Origin of the sequence: Corynebacterium heidelbergense (assembly GCF_028609845.1) — a bacterium.
In the GTDB taxonomy this organism is placed as follows: Bacteria; Actinomycetota; Actinomycetes; order Mycobacteriales; family Mycobacteriaceae; genus Corynebacterium; species Corynebacterium heidelbergense.
Genome location: NZ_CP063191.1, coordinates 453,872 through 475,017, shown reverse-complemented (window position 1 = coordinate 475,017; position 21,146 = coordinate 453,872). Strand labels below are relative to the sequence as shown.

The 21,146-nt window shown below is 61.7% G+C and carries 14 protein-coding genes, 5 tRNA genes and 2 rRNA genes; 5 read left to right on the top strand and 16 right to left on the bottom strand.

Going from position 1 to position 21,146, the window contains the following annotated elements:
- Nucleotides 1–51: 51 nt before the first annotated feature.
- The 6 genes from CHEID_RS01985 to CHEID_RS01960 all read right to left on the bottom strand — a co-directional run bounded on the left by CHEID_RS01985 (nucleotide 52) and on the right by CHEID_RS01960 (nucleotide 9,701).
- Nucleotides 52–3,176 (bottom strand): 23S ribosomal RNA (locus tag CHEID_RS01985).
- Nucleotides 3,177–3,498: 322 nt separating this feature from the next.
- Nucleotides 3,499–5,029: ribosomal RNA gene (locus tag CHEID_RS01980) — 16S ribosomal RNA — on the bottom strand.
- Together the 16S and 23S rRNA genes form the textbook arrangement of a ribosomal RNA operon.
- A 615-nt stretch (nucleotides 5,030–5,644) precedes the next feature.
- Nucleotides 5,645–6,913: a UDP-N-acetylglucosamine 1-carboxyvinyltransferase gene (gene murA, locus CHEID_RS01975; RefSeq protein WP_112770348.1), complete on the bottom strand. Its 1,269-nt coding sequence runs from the start codon at nucleotides 6,911–6,913 to the stop codon at nucleotides 5,645–5,647.
- A gap of 47 nt (nucleotides 6,914–6,960) precedes the next feature.
- Nucleotides 6,961–7,803, bottom strand: a complete 843-nt coding sequence (ramA, locus tag CHEID_RS01970; RefSeq protein ID WP_112770347.1) for an acetate metabolism transcriptional regulator RamA — start codon at nucleotides 7,801–7,803, stop codon at nucleotides 6,961–6,963.
- A 499-nt stretch (nucleotides 7,804–8,302) separates the two neighbouring features.
- Nucleotides 8,303–8,827, bottom strand: coding sequence for a DUF2505 family protein (locus CHEID_RS01965; protein ID WP_146743899.1), 525 nt, complete (start codon nucleotides 8,825–8,827; stop codon nucleotides 8,303–8,305).
- Nucleotides 8,828–8,897: 70 nt separating this feature from the next.
- Nucleotides 8,898–9,701 (bottom strand): enoyl-CoA hydratase-related protein, encoded by an 804-nt coding sequence (locus tag CHEID_RS01960; protein WP_112770112.1) that lies wholly within the window; start codon nucleotides 9,699–9,701, stop codon nucleotides 8,898–8,900.
- Between the two features lie 306 nt (nucleotides 9,702–10,007).
- Between CHEID_RS01960 and cysK the strand changes: the two genes are divergently transcribed.
- The gene (cysK, locus tag CHEID_RS01955; protein ID WP_112770113.1) at nucleotides 10,008–10,943 is read left to right on the top strand and encodes a cysteine synthase A; all 936 of its coding nucleotides are present in this window, start codon (nucleotides 10,008–10,010) and stop codon (nucleotides 10,941–10,943) included.
- A gap of 92 nt (nucleotides 10,944–11,035) precedes the next feature.
- Entirely contained in the window at nucleotides 11,036–11,620 is a 585-nt protein-coding gene (epsC, locus tag CHEID_RS01950) for a serine O-acetyltransferase EpsC (protein WP_112770114.1), read from the top strand.
- A gap of 25 nt (nucleotides 11,621–11,645) precedes the next feature.
- Here epsC and CHEID_RS01945 read toward each other — a convergent pair whose 3' ends face one another.
- The 5 genes from CHEID_RS01945 to CHEID_RS01925 form a co-directional block, all read right to left on the bottom strand.
- Nucleotides 11,646–11,972 carry a GNAT family N-acetyltransferase gene (locus CHEID_RS01945; RefSeq protein ID WP_112770115.1) on the bottom strand — a complete coding sequence of 109 codons (327 nt, stop codon included), beginning with the start codon at nucleotides 11,970–11,972 and terminating at the stop codon, nucleotides 11,646–11,648.
- Nucleotides 11,973–12,053: 81 nt separating this feature from the next.
- Nucleotides 12,054–12,126 (bottom strand) — tRNA-Phe (locus CHEID_RS01940).
- 31 nt (nucleotides 12,127–12,157) lie between these two features.
- Nucleotides 12,158–12,231: transfer RNA gene (locus CHEID_RS01935), tRNA-Asp, on the bottom strand.
- Nucleotides 12,232–12,451: 220 nt separating this feature from the next.
- Nucleotides 12,452–12,528 (bottom strand) — tRNA-Asp (locus CHEID_RS01930).
- A 1-nt stretch (nucleotide 12,529) separates the two neighbouring features.
- Nucleotides 12,530–12,602 (bottom strand) — tRNA-Glu (locus tag CHEID_RS01925).
- Nucleotides 12,603–12,726: 124 nt separating this feature from the next.
- On the opposite strand from CHEID_RS01925, the gene CHEID_RS01920 reads away from it, so the two are divergent.
- Nucleotides 12,727–14,991: an MMPL family transporter gene (locus CHEID_RS01920; protein WP_112770116.1), complete on the top strand. Its 2,265-nt coding sequence runs from the start codon at nucleotides 12,727–12,729 to the stop codon at nucleotides 14,989–14,991.
- Here CHEID_RS01920 and CHEID_RS01915 read toward each other — a convergent pair.
- The 3 genes from CHEID_RS01915 to CHEID_RS01905 all read right to left on the bottom strand — a co-directional run bounded on the left by CHEID_RS01915 (nucleotide 14,973) and on the right by CHEID_RS01905 (nucleotide 17,168).
- Entirely contained in the window at nucleotides 14,973–15,410 is a 438-nt protein-coding gene (locus CHEID_RS01915; protein ID WP_146743900.1) for a hypothetical protein, read from the bottom strand. The two genes, CHEID_RS01920 and CHEID_RS01915, sit on opposite strands and share 19 nt — an antisense overlap.
- A gap of 61 nt (nucleotides 15,411–15,471) precedes the next feature.
- Nucleotides 15,472–15,547 (bottom strand) — tRNA-Lys (locus CHEID_RS01910).
- A gap of 112 nt (nucleotides 15,548–15,659) precedes the next feature.
- Entirely contained in the window at nucleotides 15,660–17,168 is a 1,509-nt protein-coding gene (locus CHEID_RS01905; RefSeq protein ID WP_112770118.1) for an acetyl-CoA hydrolase/transferase family protein, read from the bottom strand.
- A 477-nt stretch (nucleotides 17,169–17,645) separates the two neighbouring features.
- On the opposite strand from CHEID_RS01905, the gene dusB reads away from it, so the two are divergent.
- Both dusB and phoU read left to right on the top strand, forming a co-directional pair.
- Nucleotides 17,646–18,734 carry a tRNA dihydrouridine synthase DusB gene (gene dusB / locus CHEID_RS01900; protein WP_238599383.1) on the top strand — a complete coding sequence of 363 codons (1,089 nt, stop codon included), beginning with the start codon at nucleotides 17,646–17,648 and terminating at the stop codon, nucleotides 18,732–18,734.
- Between the two features lie 104 nt (nucleotides 18,735–18,838).
- Nucleotides 18,839–19,579 carry a phosphate signaling complex protein PhoU gene (gene phoU, locus CHEID_RS01895; protein WP_112770001.1) on the top strand — a complete coding sequence of 247 codons (741 nt, stop codon included), beginning with the start codon at nucleotides 18,839–18,841 and terminating at the stop codon, nucleotides 19,577–19,579.
- Nucleotides 19,580–19,631: 52 nt separating this feature from the next.
- Here the strand turns inward: phoU and CHEID_RS01890 are convergent, their stop codons facing one another.
- Nucleotides 19,632–20,198 (bottom strand): gluconokinase, encoded by a 567-nt coding sequence (locus CHEID_RS01890; RefSeq protein ID WP_112770000.1) that lies wholly within the window; start codon nucleotides 20,196–20,198, stop codon nucleotides 19,632–19,634.
- A 146-nt stretch (nucleotides 20,199–20,344) separates the two neighbouring features.
- Entirely contained in the window at nucleotides 20,345–21,121 is a 777-nt protein-coding gene (pstB, locus tag CHEID_RS01885) for a phosphate ABC transporter ATP-binding protein PstB (protein ID WP_112769999.1), read from the bottom strand.
- Between the last annotated feature and the right edge of the window lie 25 nt (nucleotides 21,122–21,146).

Here is a 21,146-nt window from a genome sequence, read left to right as displayed (position 1 = left end):
CGGGGATGCGCGGCACACCAACCCCCGGTATCACCCCGGGGTGGTGCATGTTTTGTGTTGTCGTCGGTTCATTAGTACCGGTCACCTCCACACCTCACGGTGCGTCCAGATCCGGCCTATCAACCCCATCATCTTTAGGGAACCTCAACAGAAACCTCATCTCAAAACAGGCTTCCCGCTTAGATGCTTTCAGCGGTTATCCCTCCCATACGTAGCCAACCAGCCATGCCACGGGCGTGACAACTGGCCCACCAGAGGTATGTCCGTCCCGGTCCTCTCGTACTAGGGACAGCCTTCTTCAAGTTTCCACGCGCGCGGCGGATAGAGACCGAACTGTCTCACGACGTTCTAAACCCAGCTCGCGTGCCGCTTTAATGGGCGAACAGCCCAACCCTTGGGACCTACTCCAGCCCCAGGATGCGACGAGCCGACATCGAGGTGCCAAACCATCCCGTCGATATGGACTCTTGGGGAAGATCAGCCTGTTATCCCCGGGGTACCTTTTATCCGTTGAGCGACACCGCTTCCACAAGCCGGTGCCGGATCACTAGTCCCTACTTTCGTACCTGCTCGACCTGTCAGTCTCACAGTCAAGCTCCCTTGTGCACTTACACTCACCACCTGATTGCCACCCAGGCTGAGGGAACCTTTGGGCGCCTCCGTTACTCTTTAGGAGGCAACCGCCCCAGTTAAACTACCCACCAGGCACTGTCCCTAACCCAGATCATGGGCCGAGGTTGAAGATGCCCAATCCGATCAGAGTGGTATTTCACCAACGACTCCACAACCACTAGCGTGGCCGCTTCAACGTCTCCCACCTATCCTACACAAACCGAACCAGACACCAATACCAAGCTATAGTGAAGGTCCCGGGGTCTTTTCGTCCTGCCGCGCGTAACGAGCATCTTTACTCGTACTGCAATTTCGCCGGGCCTGTGGTTGAGACAGCAGGGAAGTCGTTACGCCATTCGTGCAGGTCGGAACTTACCCGACAAGGAATTTCGCTACCTTAGGATGGTTATAGTTACCACCGCCGTTTACTGGGGCTTAAATTCTCCGCGTCGAACCCAACAAAGGGGCTCTAACAGGTCCTCTTAACCTTCCAGCACCGGGCAGGCGTCAGTCCGTATACATCGACTTCACCGTCTTCGCACGGACCTGTGTTTTTAGTAAACAGTCGCTTCCCTCTATTCTCTGCGACCACCACCAGCTCAAAACCAGTCTGTCACCAGCAGTGGCCCCCCTTCTCCCGAAGTTACGGGGGTAATTTGCCGAGTTCCTTAACCACAGTTCACCCGATCGCCTTAGTATTCTCTACCTGACCACCTGTGTCGGTTTACGGTACGGGCCGTGCGCACACTCACTAGAGGCTTTTCTCGACAGCATAGGATCACCACCATCCCCCACAAAAGTAGGGTACGCATCACGCCTCACCCATCATGCGCGGCGGATTTACCAACCACGCGGGCCACACGCTTACACCGTGAACATCCACCACACGGCGTGGCTACCTTCCTGCGTCACCCCATCGCTTAGCTACTACCACATCAGGTCCACACACACCCACACACACCACCAACCACCCACCCCACAAGGAGGCAGGCAGCCATAACAGCAGCATGCGCATGATACGCGTGTTAGTCTCCGCGTTTCACCATTGGTCGCATACACACGGGTACGGGAATATCAACCCGTTATCCATCGACTACGCCTGTCGGCCTCGCCTTAGGCCCCGACTCACCCTGGGAAGATTAGCTTGACCCAGGAACCCTTAGTCATCCGGCGGATGAGTTTCCCACTCATCATTCGCTACTCATGCCTGCATTCTCACTCGCACGCCGTCCACCACACGGTCACCCGGCAGCTTCCACCAACGCACGACGCTCCCCTACCAACCCACCCCACAACAGGGCAGGCTCCGCGGTTTCGGCGGTGTGCTTAAGCCCCACTACATTGTCGGCGCAGAACCACTCGACCAGTGAGCTATTACGCACTCTTTCAAGGATGGCTGCTTCTAAGCCAACCTCCTGGCTGTCTTCGCGATCCCACATCCTTTTCCACTTAGCACACTCTTAGGGGCCTTAACCGGCGATCTGGGCTGTTTCCCTCTCGACTACGAAGCTTATCCCCCGCAGTCTCACTGCCATGCTCTAAACCTTCACCGGCATTCGGAGTTTGGCTGATGTCGCTAAGATGATAGTCCCGCTAAACCAACCAGTAGCTCTACCTCCAGGAAGAAACACACAACGCTGCACCTAAATGCATTTCGGGGAGAACCAGCTATCACGGAGTTTGATTGGCCTTTCACCCCTACCCACAACTCATCCCCTCAGTTTTCAACCTAAGTGGGTTCGCGCCTCCACAACCTCTTACAGCTGCTTCACACTGGCCATGGGTAGATCACCCCGCTTCGGGTCCAGGACATGCCACTAAACACACTCGTTAGTATTCGCTTTCGCTACGACTACCCCACCACAGGGTTAACCTCGCGACATGCCGCTGACTCGCAGGCTCATTCTTCAAAAGGCACGCCATCACCCCACAGGGCTCTGACGGCTTGTCAGCACACGGTTTCAGGTACTCTTTCACTCCCCTCCCGGGGTACTTTTCACCATTCCCTCACGGTACTAATCCGCTATCGGTCACATCAAGTATTCAGGCTTACCGGGTGGTCCCGGCAGATTCACAGCAGATTCCACGAGCCCGCTGCTACTCGGGGCGCACATCCACGCAACACGACAGGTGCTTTCACGTACCGGACTCTCACCGTCTACGGCAGGCCATTCCAAACCACTTCCGCTAACACCCACACATCACGCCGCAGCCTGGTAGAACCACGAACAACACACACCCCACAACACCACACACGCAACCCCTACCAAGTATCACACGCGCATGGTTTAGCCAACAATCCACGTTCGCTCGCCGCTACTAGCAGAATCATTATTATTTTCTTCTCCTACGGGTACTAAGATGTTTCACTTCCCCGCGTACCCTCCACACCACCTATTTCATTCAGCAGCGGGTGACCGCACACAACCACGGCCGGGTTTCCCCATTCGGACACCCTCGGATCAACGCTTTCTTGGCAACTCCCCGAGGCTTAACGCAGCCTGACACGTCCTTCATCGGCTTGATGTACCCAGGCATCCACCGTGTGCCTCAAAAACAACACACACAACACTAAGACACACAACACACCCCCACACACAGCAGGGATGCGATGCACACAACAAGAATAAAGAAGATTACTCGCGTCCACTATACAGTTCTCACACACCACAACCACACCCCACACACACGCACAACCAGCGCGCGCGCACAAAGCGCAGCCACAAGAACACCACACACACGTGTCAGCGTTCCAGACACCCAACAGCAATCAACGACACACCCACTTGCCTGCTTCAACCGGTCCACACCCACACACCCCACCGAAGGGGCGTGCCGTGACATGTTCACACTGGATTTCAACCAAAAATATTAAAAACTCCTTAGAAAGGAGGTGATCCAGCCGCACCTTCCGGTACGGCTACCTTGTTACGACTTCGTCCCAATCGCCGATCCCACCTTCGACAGCTCCCTAACGAGTTTGGGCCACTGGCTTCGGGTGTTACCAACTTTCATGACGTGACGGGCGGTGTGTACAAGGCCCGGGAACGTATTCACCGCAGCGTTGCTGATCTGCGATTACTAGCGACTCCGACTTCATGGAGTCGAGTTGCAGACTCCAATCCGAACTGAGGCTGGCTTTCAAGAGATTCGCTCCCCCTCACGGGATCGCTGCTCACTGTACCAACCATTGTAGCATGTGTGAAGCCCTGGACATAAGGGGCATGATGATTTGACGTCGTCCCCACCTTCCTCCGAGTTAACCCCGGCAGTCTCTTGCAAGTCCCCACCACCACGTGCTGGCAACACAAGACAAGGGTTGCGCTCGTTGCGGGACTTAACCCAACATCTCACGACACGAGCTGACGACAACCATGCACCACCTGTATACAGACCACAAGGGAAACCACATCTCTGCGGCGATCCTGCATATGTCAAGCCCAGGTAAGGTTCTTCGCGTTGCATCGAATTAATCCACATGCTCCGCCGCTTGTGCGGGCCCCCGTCAATTCCTTTGAGTTTTAGCCTTGCGACCGTACTCCCCAGGCGGGGCGCTTAATGCGTTAGCTACGGCACGGGAATCGTGAAAAACCCCCACACCTAGCGCCCACCGTTTACAGCATGGACTACCAGGGTATCTAATCCTGTTCGCTACCCATGCTTTCGCTCCTCAGCGTCAGTTACTGCCCAGAGACCTGCCTTCGCCATCGGTGTTCCTCCTGATATCTGCGCATTCCACCGCTACACCAGGAATTCCAGTCTCCCCTACAGCACTCCAGTTATGCCCGTATCGCCTGCCCGCCCAGCGTTAAGCACCGGGATTTCACAGACGACGCGACAAACCACCTACGAGCTCTTTACGCCCAGTAATTCCGGACAACGCTCGCACCCTACGTATTACCGCGGCTGCTGGCACGTAGTTAGCCGGTGCTTCTTATCCAGGTACCGTCACCACCCACAAAGAGTGGCTTCTTCCCTAGCGAAAGGGGTTTACAACCCGAAGGCCGTCATCCCCCACGCGGCGTCGCTGCATCAGGCTTGCGCCCATTGTGCAAGATTCCCCACTGCTGCCTCCCGTAGGAGTTTGGGCCGTGTCTCAGTCCCAATGTGGCCGTCCACCCTCTCAGGCCGGCTACCCGTCGTCGCCTTGGTAGGCCATTACCCCACCAACAAGCTGATAGGCCGCGGGCTCATCTCATACCGACAAAACTTTCCACCATGCACACTAAAACATGGTCCTATCCAGTATTAGACCCAGTTTCCCAGGCTTATCCTGAAGTACGAGGCAGATCACCCACGTGTTACTCACCCGTTCGCCACTCGAGTACCGAAGCAAGCTTCGGCCTTTCCGTTCGACTTGCATGTGTTAAGCACGCCGCCAGCGTTCGTCCTGAGCCAGGATCAAACTCTCCATAAAAACCACAAACAGGCCCATGAAAAGCCCAAAGCATGGCACAACAAAAAACTAGCCACCCACCACTTCACACCACCAACAACCCCCTCCACACAAGGAAGAAGACCATCAACAGCGCCGCGCTGGCAGGCACCACGCAACCAGACCACACCACAACCACCACCTACAACACGCAAGCAGCAGCCAGTGCAGACCACACCACCACACGCACACCCACAAAAAGAGCACACGCACAGCAATGCCAAACAAACAAAAATGCATCGTCAACGCTATTGAGTTCTCAAACACCACACGCAGTACGACAGTAAGTACACGTCCACAAGCTAGAAACCATTTTGGATCCCGCCCAGGTGGAGCGCGTCTGTCGCGCTGACTCGGATAAATCTACACACCGACCTGAACACTTACAAATTCGCAGGTCAAGGCCCATCTGTGCGGTGTCTTCAATCCCTCCTCGCCCTCTCCGATGACGCTTGCGCCCTCTGACCCCGCCCTTAGTCGCTCGCGCTCTCTGACCCTCTCAGCCGCACGCGCTTCCTACCCCCCCTCACCGCTTGTGGTTCCTAACCCCCCCTTACCGCCGCCCCCCCACATTTCGCTATGGGTTGCCGCCTTTCGTCACCGTCCCTCGTCACCGACCTTGCGTTCGATGTCAGCGCCCAACTGGCGCATCGTCTCGACGAACCCCGGGTAACCGCGATCAATGTGGTACACGTCGTGCACCTCTGTGGTCCCATCGGTCACCAGTCCGGCCAGAACAAGCCCAACGCCAGCTCGGATATCGCTGCTCCACACTGGTGCGGAAGACAACTCCCGGCGCCCCCGGATCACCACATGGTGGCCATCGATGGAGGCATCCGCCCCCAGCCGCATCATCTCGTCGACAAACCGGAAGCGAGACTCAAAGATGTTCTCTGTGATGACGGACATGCCCTCTGAGACCACGCACAGCGCGATCGCCATGGGTTGGAGATCCGTGGGGAATCCAGGGAAAGGCAGGGTCTGATAATCCACCGCGGTGGGGTAGCCGCTCTGGACCACGCGGAACCCGGAGGGGTACGTCTCTACGTGGGCCCCGGCCAGCTTCAGCTTCTCCAGCACCAAGTGCAGATGCTGGGGGTCAATTCCGCCTACCGTGATGTCCCCCTGTGTCATTGCCGCAGCATAGGCCCATGTGCCAGCGACGATGCGGTCCCCGACCACCTCGTGTTCCGTCGGGTGCAATCTATCCACGCCGGTAACCGTGATGGTGTTGGATCCGGCCCCCTCGATCTGGGCCCCCATCTGATTGAGCATCTGGCACAGGTCCACGATCTCGGGCTCGCGGGCGGCGTTGTCCAGCACGGTAACTCCCTCGGCGAGCACCGCCGCGGTGAGGATGTTCTCCGTTGCGCCCACGGACGGGAAATCCAGCTTGATGTCCGCGCCGCGCAGGCGTTCCGCCTCGGCCACCACGCACCCGTGCTCGATGCGCGTCGTCGCGCCCAGCTTTTCCAAACCTGATTGGTGCATGTCGAGGGGCCGGTTGCCGATGGCGTCCCCGCCTGGGAGAGCGACCTGAGCCCGCAGGCAGCGGGCTGTGAGCGGCCCAAGTACGGCTACCGATGCCCGAAACTGGCGGACCGCATCGAAGTCCGCGTTGGATTCGAGTTGGGCAGGAACGTGTATTCGAACCACGCTCCGATCCAGTTCCACCCGGCATCCCAGCCCGCGCAACACGTCGGCCATATAAGGCACGTCGGCAATCTCTGGGCAGTTGGTGAGGATCGTGGTGCCCTCCGCCAGCATCGCGGCGGACATGAGCTTGAGAACGCTGTTCTTGGCGCCACTGACCCGTACAGAGCCGGTTAGTCGGGCACCGCCGGTGACGAGGAAGCTATCTTTCACAGGCACCACTCTAGGGGCTGTGCTCACCTCGCGCCCGGACGGGCCGATCACGGCAGGGCGCCGATTCTGCGGGCAGCGTTCACAGCCTCGTAGCGCGTGTGTGCCCCCAGCTTGCGCATCACCGAACGCAGATAACTCTTGACCGTTTCCGCCCCGATGCCCATCTCCTCGGCTGCCTCCAGGTTGGTGTGGCCCAGGGCCACGCAAGACAGCACGTCGAGTTCCCGCGCCGAAAGCTGGGCGACCTGCTTGAGCCGCACGGGCGAAACCATCTGATCGCACAGGGAGTTTAGGTCGCGCCGCAGGCCGACATCGTCCACCTTGCTGGCCAGCATCCTCAGTTTCGAGTGCGTGGCGCGCACCTGCTCCCATTCCGCCCCGGACATGGACCGGGAGGGGGAGGCGACGGCCCGAGCGGGATCGCCCTGTCCGCGGAGGGCCTGGTTGATTGCCAAGTCTTGCTCCAGGCACCGCGCGGTCATGATGACCTCTTCCAGGATCTTGTCCCCCATGCGCTCCCGGGAATGGGTGCCGGCGTAAAGGACCCCCTGCAGGTCGCGCCGCACGATGACGGGCACGGCCACGATGGAATGCAGGTTCTCTTCCCGCATTTGAGCGTCAAAATCGTGGCTAATCGACTTCGCCCGGGTGTAATCGGAAACCCCTACCGGGCGCCGGGTCAGCAGCACCCGTCCGCCCACTCCCGCCCCCGGAATGACAACGAGATTCTCTAGCGCCTTTGTTTTTAAGCCCAGCCATTTCGTGATCTGCAGCTTTCCGTCCCCGGTACAGGCACCGTAGGTGATGACCGGAACGAGTGTTGCTCGCTTCAGGGCATTCAACGCATTGCTAATGGCCTCGTCATCGTCGCGGTGACGTTGCTGGTCCACGAATCACTCCCTTGTCAGGCAGGCACAGCTCTGCCCAGCGAGTGGTTTTGCGCGGCATTCCGGGCGCTGGTCGGCACCCTTTTCGGCACCTGCATCGAGCACCCAATTCATCCGTGGGGGGGATGGGTTTGAAAAACCATCGCCCACACCGCTCGCCAGTTGGCAACTGGCCTTCACAAAATGACCGGTCTATTAGGTGACTTGTCGCAGTTGAGTATAAATCACCTGGGAAACACCCCCAAAATTGCCCCCGTCCCAGGTTTTTCCCAGGAAATCCGTGAGCAACTGCCAACGTGGTCCCGGCGCACCGGGAGGTCGCCCTATCTGGGCTCGGTGCCCGGTGCGGGCCCAGATAGGGCGACCTCGTGCTCTTTTGGGGCCCCGCCAACCCCGTCCTCTCTTGCGCCCTCAGCGGCCTCCGCCGCCGCATCCGCCCGCCCCCCTCGCCCCCTCCGCCAGGTTCCCCCTCGACCCCCTGCGGGGTTCTGCTTGTGATGCGCTAGCTCCTGGCGTCCAAAAATTCGATGCGCCGCATCCCGCGCCCCACCGTTTCCTCTACCTCGGACAGGAACCTCTTTTCGATCATTCCACCAACTAATGGGACGCTGACGTCCGCAGTGAATTCCACGTCAACCTGTGTTCCGTCCTCGATCGGACGGTAGGCCAGCACGCTCGTCATGGTCCCCATGTCCTGTGGTAGGCCAGCGCTGCTGTGCACCCCGAAGCCCTGCTCCGTGAGGGGGGTGACCTGCGTTATCTGCCGAATCACCGCCCGCTCGGTCGAATCGGCGCCGACCCCATCGCCATCACCTTCCCCATCCCCCTCGTCCTGGAAGGGGGCACCGTGTACCTCAGCGCATACGGTCCCGTCCGGGCGGTCCTCCCGCTGGGCGTACAGGATCTCGGTGCTTTCCTCGTCCCTACTCCCCTCCATGGTCAGCAGGTAGGTATCCCCACTGACCACGGTGTAAACCCGCTCGATCGGCAAATTCGTCTGCAGCGTGAAGCGCTTGGTCTTGGCCATGGCCCCCAAGTCTGCCACGGCCCACCGGCGCGCGCGAGCGGACCAAAAACCGCCGCCCGCCCCACAAGGATCAGCGGTTCTGCCACGCTGGCTTGCGCTTGTTGGCGAAGGCGTCCATGCCCTCCTTCTGATCCTGGGTGGCAAACAGGGACCAGAAGGTCTCCCGCTCCGTCCTTACCCCCTGACGCAGCGTAGTTTCGTAGGCCGCATCCACCATGGCGCTCGCCGCCGTGGTGGCCACCTGGGACTTGCCGGCTACCGTCCGAGCGATCTTCGCCACCTCCTCGTCGAAATTCTCGGCTGGCAGCACCCGGGAGACCAGCCCGGAGCGTTCTGCTTCCTCGGCATCCATATTCCGGCCGGTGAGGATGAGGTCCATGGCTTTGAACTTGCCCACCGCGCGGGTGAGCCGCTGGGTGCCGCCCATTCCGGGGATGATGCCCAGGTTGATTTCCGGTTGCCCGAACACGGCGGTTTCGCTGGCCAGCAAAATGTCACCGAGCATGGCCACCTCGCACCCGCCGCCGAGGGCGTAGCCGGATACAGCCGTGATGAGCGGCGTGCGCAGTTCGGCGAGGCGCTCCCATTCCAGGAACATGCGCTTGGCGGCGATCTCCGGGTAGGTCTCGTCCTTCATCTGCTTGATGTCGGCGCCTGCGGCAAAGGCCTTTTCCCCGCCGGTGAGGACGATGGCCCCAATGGCGGGATCCCGGTCGTATCCCTCGGCTGCGGTGATGACTTCCTCCATCACCGTGCTGTTGAGGGCGTTGAGGGCCTTGGGGCGATTGATGGCGATGGTGGCCACACCGCCGTCGACGCTGGTCAGGATGGCTTCGTAGGTGGGCTTGTTGTCTTCCTCGGGGTTAGTTGTCACGGTTGCTCCTAGCGTTGGTCGGTTGATGCTGTTCGGTGCCCCCGGGCGCCGGGGAAGGGCGCGGCGGGAAATATTTTGTCCACCTCTCACCTTAACGATTAGTAGGGCGGGCGCGGTTGCCTACCGGATTGGCGGTAACCGCCCACCGCCAGCGGCCCGGTTCGGTATCATGGTCCACTAGACCGATCAGTCTGCAAGTCGTTTTGGATGCTTGTGGACGCCACCAACCCCGCGTAGGCCGCACACCCGGCCCCAGGGGCACAAGGTGGATTTCATTCGAGATCGAGCAACGTACAGGAAGCAGCAATGCCGAAGATTTACAACAACATCACCGAACTCATCGGAAACACTCCCCTGGTCAAGCTCAACAAGCTCGCAGAAGGCACCGGGGCGACTATCGCCGTCAAGCTGGAATCCGCGAACCCCGGTAACTCCGTCAAAGACCGCATCGGGCAGGCAATCATCGACGCGGCAGAACAGGATGGCTCGCTCAAGCCCGACGGCACTCTGGTGGAGGCAACCTCTGGCAACACCGGTATCGCCCTGGCGATGGCTGGCACCGCCCGGGGGTACCACGTTGTACTGACCATGCCGGACACAATGTCCAATGAGCGCCGCGTCATGCTCCGCGCGCTGGGAGCAGAGCTTGTCCTGACCCCGGGAGCCGCCGGAATGCAGGGTGCCGTGGACAAGGCCAACGAGATCGTGGAGAGCACCGACAACGCTATCCTGGCCCGCCAGTTCGCCAATCCCGCCAACCCAAAGGTCCACTACGAGACGACCGGGCCCGAGCTGTGGTCCGACACCGACGGGGACATCGACATCTTCATCAGCGGCATCGGCACCGGGGGCACCATCTCCGGCGCCGGGAAGTACCTCAAGGAGCAGTCCGCAGACGTGGAGATCGTCGGCGTGGAGCCCGCGGACTCCCCGCTGCTCACCGAGGGGCGCTTCGGGCCGCATAAGATCCAGGGCATCGGCACCAACTTCTTCCCGGAGAACCTGGACAAGTCCGTACTCGACCGAGTCCACGATGTTCCCCTCCAAGCAGCGCTAGATACCGCCCGGGACCTGGCCAAGAGCGAGGGCATCCTGGCCGGAATCTCTACCGGCGCCAACGTGTGGGCTGCCCTGGAGGAAGCCAAGAAGCCCGAGAACAAGGGCAAGCTCATTGTTACGGTGGTGTGCGACTTCGGTGAGCGCTACGTGTCCACCCTGCTGTTCGAGGACCTGCGCGACTAGAAAACCGCGCCGGTCGCCCACCACCCCTACGCGCCTATCGGCCCAGCAACGAGGCCGAAGGATGCACAGGGAAAGAAAGTGAGCTAACCCCCGTGAGCATCCTGCGAACCCTCCGCGAGGATTTGGCCAACGCCCGCCAGCACGACCCCGCCGCCCGGGGGGACGTGGAAAACGCGCTTGTCTATTCCGGGCTCCACGCTATCTGGGCCTATCGCCTAGCCCACCGCCTCTGGACTTCCGGGGCCAGGGGACCCGCCCGCGTACTCAGCCAAGCAACCCGGTTCCTGACCGGCATCGAGATTCACCCCGGCGCGACTATCGGCCGCCGCTTCTTCATCGACCACGGAATGGGAGTGGTGATCGGCGAGACCGCCGAGATCGGCGACGACGTCATGCTCTACCACGGCGTGACGCTGGGCGGCTCGGAACTAGTCCAGCGCAAACGCCACCCCACCATTGAAGACGGTGTGATGGTGGGCGCCGGGGCCAAGGTGCTCGGCCCCATCACCATCGGGGCCAACTCGGCCATCGGCGCTAATGCGGTGGTGACGAAGGACGCCCCGCCCAACTCCATCCTCACCGGCATTCCCGCCAAGGTGCGCCCCCGCAAACCGGAGCAATGCAAGCCCCTGGTGGACCCGGTCACCTACGTGGATGACATGCAGAACAACATCTAGAGGGCCGACGCTGCGGGCTGCATTCTCAGCCCTCCTGCACCACTAAGTCCTGGTACTCGGGGTTGCCCTCAATGAACCGCGCCACTGCGGAACACGTCGGCCGCACCTTGAGCCCGGCCCGCCGGGTATCCTGCAGAGCGCCCTCGATCAGCGGGGCGGATAAGCCCCGACCGCGAAACTCGGGGAACACTACCGTGTGGTTAAAGTCCCGGACCTCCCCGCGATCCAGAAAGTCGGCGAAGCCCGCCCGCTGACCCTCCACATCCAGGAGGTAGCTGGATTCTGTGCGGCTGACCTCCAACCGGCTATCCCCCTGTGCCGCGTTCGTGCCCGGGGATGATGTCTGTTCCATGAGGCCCCAGCATAAACAAAATCCGGGTGACGGTGGCGTCCATAAGAAAGATGGACGTTTACCGCACCCGGATGAGGAGGGTGGCCAGAGCCGGGATCGAACCGGCGACCTTTCACTTTTCAGGCGAACGCTCTACCGACTGAGCTATCTGGCCATCGGATATCACTATAGCCAACATCCGAACGCGACCCTGACGGGACTTGAACCCGCGACCTCCGCCGTGACAGGGCGGCGCGCTAACCAACTGCGCCACAGGGCCGTGCGTTATGCACGAGACGATACTCTACACAGCCGCTACAATCGCCAACAAATCCGCAGGCACCAGCGCTTTCAAGTCGCCGCAGGAGGTGAACCGCGGAAGATCGGAGCGCGAAGGGAAAGAAAAAGCGGCACACCCGGTATCCCCGACGATTCGCTTTCCAGCTTCGCTGGGGAAGAAGCAAAACGCGAAAGATGACACCAGATGCGCCACATAAGAATGGCGACCCTGACGGGACTTGAACCCGCGACCTCCGCCGTGACAGGGCGGCGCGCTAACCAACTGCGCCACAGGGCCGTACTCCCAACGGGATTCGAACCCGTGTTACCGCCGTGAAAGGGCGGGGTCCTAGGCCTCTAGACGATGGGAGCGCAAAACACACCGGCGACCAGGCCGCCGTGTGCAGCCCGCTCAGTGTAAACCACTGCTACGGGGGCAACCAAATGGCCTCGAATGCCCTCGGGGCCGACCAGTCACGGCCTAAACTGCGGTGATATGACTGGCCAGCAAAACCACAGTTCAGTAGCCCGGGCTAACCGAGCTCGCAGCGCGAGCGGCGGCGGGCAGCCCAAGCGTTCCCGGTGGCTGCGGGTCTTTCTACCGGCGCTGCTGATCCTCGCGTGGCTCGGGGTGTTCGGCGCGGGCGGTCCTCAGTTCGGCGTCATCAGCGAGGTTTCCACGAACGAGCAATCCGCTTTCCTGCCGCAGTCCGCCGAATCCACGCGGGTGCAGGAGGCGCTAGGGGCTTTCCTCGGGGAGGATTCGATCCCAGCGGTCGTGGTGATCTCTACCCCCTCGGGCGATAAACCCGTCAACGCGGCCGAGCTGCAGGACCTGCCGGAAAAGCTGGCGCGGGCGGTATCCACAACCCCGCCGACGAAGAAGGATGCCCCCGCGCGGCAACCGAAGGTGCAGGCCAGCCCCATCATCCCGGCGAAGGACGGGCACGCTGCTCAAACGATAGTGCTCATCCCGCGATCTACTGCGACGGATGCCGCCGTGGAGAACATGACAGAGGTTCTCCACTCCCAGCTACCCGGCGGAGTGCAGGGGTGGGTGACAGGCCCGGCCGGGTTCGTCGCGGACTTCACCGCCGCATTCGGGGGGATCGACGGCATCCTCCTCCTCGTGGCCCTCGCGGCGGTGCTTGTCATCCTCGTTGTGGTCTACCGCTCCCCCGTGCTGCCCATCCTCGTGTTGCTCGCTGCGATGACCGCGCTTTGCGCCGCTGTGGTGGTCAATGTGGCCCTGGCCAGGGCGGACTTGCTGATGATCAATGGGCAGATTCAGGGAATTCTGTTCATTCTCGTCATCGGGGCGGCGACGGACTACTGCCTGCTGTACACCTCTCGCTATCGGGAGGAACTGCACCGGCACCACCGACCGTGGGACGCGACCGTCGCGGCGTGGAAGGCTACATGGGAGCCCATTGTCGCCTCCGCCGGGACCGTCATCGCCGGTCTGCTATGCCTCATGCTGTCCGATCTACAGTCCAATGCCGGATTGGGCCCGGTGGCCGCTATCGGAATCATTTGCGCCGTACTGGTTTCCCTGACCTTCCTGCCCGCGATGCTGCTGTTCGGCGGAAGGGCCGCGTTCTGGCCAAAACGGCCGCAGTTCATCGGTGCGGACCACGAGCAAAACTCCGGCGTGTGGAATCGCGTCGCGGGGTTTGTGCGCGGCAGGCCACGTCCGATCGCTGCGGGTCTGGCGCTATTGCTGACCCTCGGCTGTGGCGGTCTTTTTCTTCTGGACGCCACCGGTGTGCCGCAGTCCGAACTGGCGCTCGGGCACAGTCAGGCCCGTGACGGGCAGGCAGTGGTGGATGAGCATTTCCCCGGCGGTTCCGGCGCGCCCAGCTATATCACGGCACCCGAGTACCGAGCTGCAGAGGTGGCTCGCACGGTACAGCAGCAACCCGGGGTGGCCAGCGTCTCCGTGACGGCCACCGGTTCCCCCTCGGGCAGCGTGCCAGTCGGCCCCGACGGCTCCCCACAGGCGGGGGCGGGGCCGTTCCGCGGGGCTACGCCCACCGTGCGCGGCGGTAAGGAGCTGCTTCAGGTCACGCTGAGGGATGCCTCCGATTCGAAGGCGGCGGAGGACACCGTCGTCGCGCTGCGTGAGGCACTCCGGGACGTTCCGGGTGCCGATGTCGGTGGCCCCACTGCGGTCAACCTGGATACCAACACCACGTCCATCCACGACCGCAACATCATCATTCCCCTGGTACTGGTGGCTATCACGCTTATGCTGATGCTGCTTCTGCGCTCGCTCGTAGCTCCCCTGGTGCTCCTGGCCACGACCGTGCTGAGCTTCGGGTTCTCCCTCGGAGTATCCGCCATGGTGTTCAAGCTGGTGGGTTTCAGCGGCTCCGACCCCTCCGTGCCGTTGTTCGGCTTCGTGTTCCTCGTGGCCCTGGGGATTGACTACAACATCTTCCTCATGACCCGCGTGCGCGAAGAATCCCTGCGGCGGGGCACTGCGGAGGGCACAAGCCGGGGACTCATCACTACCGGTGGGGTGATCACGAGCGCCGGAGTGGTGCTGGCCGCAACGTTTGCCGCGCTAACGGTGATCCCCATTCAGTTCATGGTGCAGCTGGCAGTGATCGTGGCCTTCGGCGTGCTCATCGACGCCCTGTTGGTCCGCACCTTCCTTGTACCGGCACTCACCCACGTGGTCGGCGATCGCATTTGGTGGCCAGCCCGGGTGGGGCAACCCGCGGAGGCGGGGGAACCCGCTTACTCCAGGACGATGTAAGGCAGGTGGTAGGTTTCGTTCTCCGGGCCGACTAGCTGGGTGCCGGGCCGCAGAAAACCACTCCATTCGTTGGGAAGGTTGCCCTTGACGAAGACGCGCGCTTTCGCCGGTTCGTAGACGGGGGCCTCGGGATGGGCCTCCCAGAAGGCCTCCAGCTCCTGCTTGGAGGTCAGTGCCCGCAAGGTTCGGCCCTCGCTAACGGCCTGCTCGTTTGGGGAGGGCACGGTGTGATAGGAGGTCCAGTAGTAGGAGTACTCCTGGGGCCCTCCAGAGGTGTAGGCGGCGGAGAATTCGTCGTCTGACAGCGTGCGCTGTCCCCCGTCAGCAAAGCCCTCAACGGACCACGAGCGGTCTGCATTCTGCTCGGCCAGGACAGCGTGGTGGGACGCGGCGTGCTTCGGGTAAAAGATCTTTTTCACGCGGTCCATGCTAGTTGCAATTCCCCCGAGGCACGCGCGACCGCGTCTGAAGTCGATCACTTGGTGGGCCCTGTGGGGCTCGAACCCACGACCTGCGGATTAAAAGTCCGTAGCTCTACCAACTGAGCTAAAGGCCCTGCCGATATTCCGCGTCCGGGGAAGCCTTGGGCTCCCCGCGCGAAAGATCGTTGGTCAGTCTAACGCACCATCCCCGTTGGGCGATAAACGCCCTCCGAGGGCCCTGCCGGGTTAGGGTCGCATACTGCCCGTGTCCAGGAAACGGCGGTGCCAGGAGTGCGCCTGGGCTAGATCGTGAGGCGTGTGCATTCCCACCCCTAGGGCCTCTGCCCGCTCCAGGTACTCGGTCAGCATCGGGCGGAAGCTGGGGTGGGCACACTTGTCGATGATGACGCGCGCCCGCTGCCGCGGTGCTAGGCCGCGCAGGTCGGCCAAACCCTGTTCGGTAATGATGACTTGCACGTCGTGCTCAGTGTGATCGTGGTGGGAGACCATGGGCACGATGGCGGAGATGTCGCCGTTCTTCGCGATGGATGGGGACACGAAAATGGAGATGTAGGCGTTTCTCGTGAAGTCCCCGGACCCGCCGAGACCGTTCATCATTCTGGAGCCCATGATGTGAGTGGAGTTGACGTTGCCGTAGATGTCCGCCTCGATCATCCCATTCGTAGCGATGACACCGAGGCGTCGAATGATCTCCGGGTGGTTGGACACCTCCTGGGGTCGCAGGGTGAGTTTTTTTGCGTAGCGCTCGGCATCGTTGTTCATCCGCTCTGCGGCTTCCGGGGAGAGCGCGAAGGAGGTGGCGGAAGCCAACGCCATCTTCCCGCTATCCAGCAGGTCCACCATGCCATCCTGGATGACCTCCGTGTAAGACGTGAGGTTTTCGAATTCGCTTTCGAGCAATCCCGCGAGAACGGCATTAGCGATGTTCCCCACCCCGGATTGCAGCGGCCTCAGCTCACTAGTAAACCGGCCCTGGGTGATTTCGTGCCGAGCGAACTCGAGGAGGTGTCCCGCGATGTCCTTGGATGTCTGGTCAATGGATTTGAATGGCGAATTGCGATCCGGCGCGTTAGTCCGAACGACCGCCACGACCTTGTTCACGTCAATATTTATGGACGCCGATCCAATGCGCTGGCCAGGAGTGGTAATCGGAATGGGTTGACGATGCGGGGGCAAACCCACGCGCCAGATATCGTGCATTCCCTCCAGCCCAAGGGACTGCCACTCGTTGACTTCGATGATGATCTTCTCAGCGGCATCCAAATAGTTGACGCTATTGCCCACAGAGGAGGAGGGGACGATCGAACCATCGGCGTTAATCTTCACTGCTTCCACAACCGCAGCGTCTACCGGCCCAAAGAATCCCTGGGAGGTCATCATGCCCGAGTGGGAGAGGTGAATATCGGAATAGAACGTCGTCCCGTCGTTGATCTTGTCGCGCAGCCTGGGGTCCGACTGGTAGGGCATCCGCCAGTTGACCCCACCCGTTTCCGCCAGCACCCCGTCCAACTCCGGGGCCGTGGAGGCACCGGTGAGGACGTTGACCCGGAACTCGCGTCCCTGCTGGTGTGCCTCTTTGATGCGCTCGGCGAGGGCGGTGGGCACCTCCTTGGGGTAGCCCGCGCCGGTGAAACCGGAAAATCCGATCTGGTCCCCGGGAGCGATCTTGGCCGCGGCGTCGTGGGCGGACATGACCTTGGCTCTTAAGCCGGGATGGGCAATACGCTCTGACATGTGGGGTCCTCCTTGGGGTGGGGCGGAAAAAGCCCGCGGGTTGTCCACGTGCCTGTAACCCTAGCGACACAGGTTCTTAAAAATCCCGGTTTACGAGAAGTCCCGCCGGCGGTGACCATCACGCCCCAGGAAAACGGGGTGACAGCCCCTACGAAAGGTCGTAGAAGAATAAGGGCTAGGTGGCGTCCATAATTATTCGCATATAAAAACTGCGCAGGTTCAGCAGGGACAAGGAACCTGTCGAACTGCCCACCCTCCCTCTCCCCCACCCCGCCGCACCGATATGGCCGCAGCCTTCCCATCCCCACAACATTCGAACCCGCCACCGACGAGGCGTGGACAAGCGGGCCCCAGCAGTGCAAACATGGCGAGGTGACTTTAGCGACCACCGAAGGGCACACCTCCCCCACCACAGCCGAACCGGCGCTGCGCATCGGCACGTCCCTACAGCTCGGCAGCCCCGTGATCCTCGCACCCATGGCGGGGGTAACCAACGTAGCTTTCCGCAGCCTATGCCGCGAACAAGAGCGACAGCGGATCGGCAGTGTCTCCGGGCTCTACGTCTGTGAGATGGTCACCGCCCGCGCCCTGGTGGAGCGCAACCCCAAAACGCTGCACATGACCACATTCGCCCCGGACGAGCAACCCCGCTCCCTGCAGCTCTACACCACCGACCCGGAGTACACCTACCGGGCAGCGAAGATGATCGTGGACGAGGACCTGGCCGACCACATCGATATGAACTTCGGCTGCCCCGTTCCCAAAGTGACGCGGCGGGGCGGGGGCTCGGCGCTGCCCTATAAACGCCGACTGTTCGCCAACATCGTCGCCGCCGCCGTCCGGGCCACGCAGGGCACGAACATCCCCGTCACCGTAAAGTTCCGGGTCGGCATCGACGACGCACACCACACCCACCTGGATGCCGGCCGCATCGCCGCAGAAGAGGGAGCCGCCGCGGTCGCCCTCCACGCGCGCACCGCTGCCCAGCGTTACTCCGGCAATGCCGACTGGACTCAGATAGCCCGCCTCGTGGAACACATGGACGGCCGCATCCCTGTGCTGGGAAACGGGGACATCTTCAAAGCCACGGACGCCCGGGCCATGATGGCCAGCACCGGGTGCGACGGAGTTGTCGTCGGGCGCGGCTGCCTGGGACGGCCGTGGCTCTTCGCAGAATTGGCCGCCGAACTGCGCGGACTGCCCGTGCCGGCCCCGCCCACGCTGGGTGAGGTGGCCCGCGTTATCATGCGCCACGCGGAGCTGCTGACCGCCCATGATGGGGAGGCTAGAGCGAGCCGGGACCTGCGCAAACACATGACCTGGTACCTCCGGGGCTTTCCCGTGGGAGGGGAAGTGCGACGCAGCCTGGCCACCATCAGCGGCCTCGAGGAGCTGTGCGAGCGGCTGGAACCGATATGGGATTCCGCCGCGCTCGCCGAGGACGCCGATGGGGCCCGCGGGCGGCAGGGATCCCCCGCCAGGGTCCTGCTCCCCGAAGGATGGCTGGAGGACCCGGAGGACGACCGGGTACCCGACGGCGCGGACATTATGCACAGCGGGGGTTGAGCTCCCCCGTCGCGCGCGGCGGACCGCACATCCGTGACCACACGTGCCTGACCACACTCGCCGCGCACGGCGGAGTGGTCCAGACAACTGTAAAATAGTCGGCTATGCGCGCGAATTATCGGGATGAGCTGAGTAAATTTACTCAGGACCTACTGATCATGGGGGACTATGTCCAATCCATGATGGCGGGGGCTACCCAAGCCTTGCTGACCGCCAACCTCGCCCAGGCGGAACAGGTACTCAGCCGCATCGACAACATCGAGGATCTGCGGGATAAAGCCGAAAGCGCGGCATTCTCCATCCTCGCCCTGGAGGCTCCCGTTGCCGGCGAGCTTCGCCGCATCGTCTCCGGGCTCTACATCGTAGAGAGCCTCGCCCGCATGGGTGCGCTGGCAGTCCACGTTGCCAAGATCGCACGGCGCCGGCACCCCAGCAATGCCGTCCCGGAAAACGTCCGGCCCTATATCGCCGAGATGGCCCGACTCGATTTGGAGATTTGCGGGAAAATTCACGAGATTCTCATCGACACCGACGCTACTAAAGCGATGGAGGTAGCCCGAGACGACGATGCCGTGGACGACCTACACCACCACATCTTCCACCTGACCACACAGCGTCCTTGGTCCCACTCCACCACTGCGGCAGTGGACTTAACACTGCTATCCCGCTTCCTTGAGCGGTTCTCTGATCACGCGGTAGATATCGCGGCCCGGGTGGTTTATATGGTAACGGGGATGCAGCCGAACCAATACCAGGCCGCGCAGCAGACCCGGGAGCAAAACGAGGCGGTACGGCAGCAATTCGACGAGATCAGCCGCCGCTACCAGGGCAGCCCCTTCGACTAGAAGGGAACGTCTGGGCAGCGCCGGGGGCAGGAGGCTGGTAGATGGTGTGCCACTAGTCCGAGGGGGTTTGCGGGCGAGGCGTCAACGGTTCATAGGCCCGTTGGGCGAAAGCGATGGCCGAGAGCGAATCCTCCACCAACTGCTGCGGGCTGCGCATGATGTCCAACTGCAAGCCCCGCTCGGAGGTCGTTAGCCGCTGCAGTAGGTTGAGTTGCTCTTCGAGTAGTTCCGGCGGCATAGGTGGCCCTACCCGCTGGGCCATCCGCCGGGCTAACACGTCCCGCGTTCCGTACAGGTGGATGAAGAACACAATGCCCTGGGCCTGCCGCAGAAGATCACGGTGTTTACGGGTAAGTGACGGACAGGCAACGACGGTGGAGTAGTTTTCTTCCGAGCGGGCGGTCATCCAGTCTCGGATCGTCTCCAACCACTTGAGGCTGCTCTCCTTGGAGGGGATGGAGCCCGTCTTGAGCTCCGCAAGGTTCTCTGCTGGGTGCAGATCGTCGGCTTCCAAGACGGGCCAGTGTAGCTGCTCCCCCAGTTGGCGGGCCAGGGTGGTTTTGCCACCGCCGCTGACCCCCATGATGACGGCGTGCAGGATGGGTGCTGCGGAACTCATATCCACCAGTATGCCCCCTGGACCGGGGGCTAGGCGCGGGAACGGACGAGCAACCCCCGGCCGGAAGAGGAGGGGGCACTAGGCGCCTTCCATTCCGCCGAGGGTTGAACGCGCTTTTCTGGCGAAAACGCCCCTATCTCTCTCGTTTATCCAAAGCGGCCGGAGATGTAGTCTTCGGTCTCCTGCTTCTCCGGATTTTCGAAGATTTTCTTGGTCGGGCCAACCTCCACGAGGCGTCCGGGCTTACCGGTGGCCTCCAGCGAGTAGAAGGCAGTCTGATCGGAGACGCGGGCGGCCTGTTGCATGTTGTGCGTGACGATGACGATGGTGAACTCTTCCTTGAGCTCGTGGATGAGGTCCTCCACGGCGAGGGTAGAGATCGGATCGAGGGCGGAGCAGGGCTCGTCCATCAGCAGGACGTCGGGCTCAACGGCGATGGCGCGGGCGATGCAGAGGCGCTGCTGCTGACCACCGGAGAGGCCGCCACCGGGGCGGTCCAGGCGGTCCTTTACTTCCTCCCACAGGTTAGCCCCGCGTAGGGCCTTCTCAGCAACCTCGCGGAGCCGCTTCCGGTTATTCTCCCCGGAAAGCTTCAGGCCCGCCACGACATTCTCTTCGATGGACATTGTGGGGAAGGGGTTAGCTTTCTGGAAGACCATGCCAATGGTGTTGCGCACTGATACCGGGTCCACCTTGGAGGCGTAGATGTCCTCACCGTCAAGGAGGATCTCCCCCTTCACGTAGGCACCGGGGATTACTTCGTGCATACGGTTCAGGGTGCGCAACACGGTGGACTTACCGCAGCCGGATGGGCCGATGAAGGCGGTGACGGCCTTCGGGGGGATGTTCAGATTTACGTTCTGAACGGCATGAAAGTCGCCGTAGAAGATGTTGACGTCTTTGAGGTCAAGGCGCTTAGCCATGATCGAATTCTCCTTGCGAGGTTGC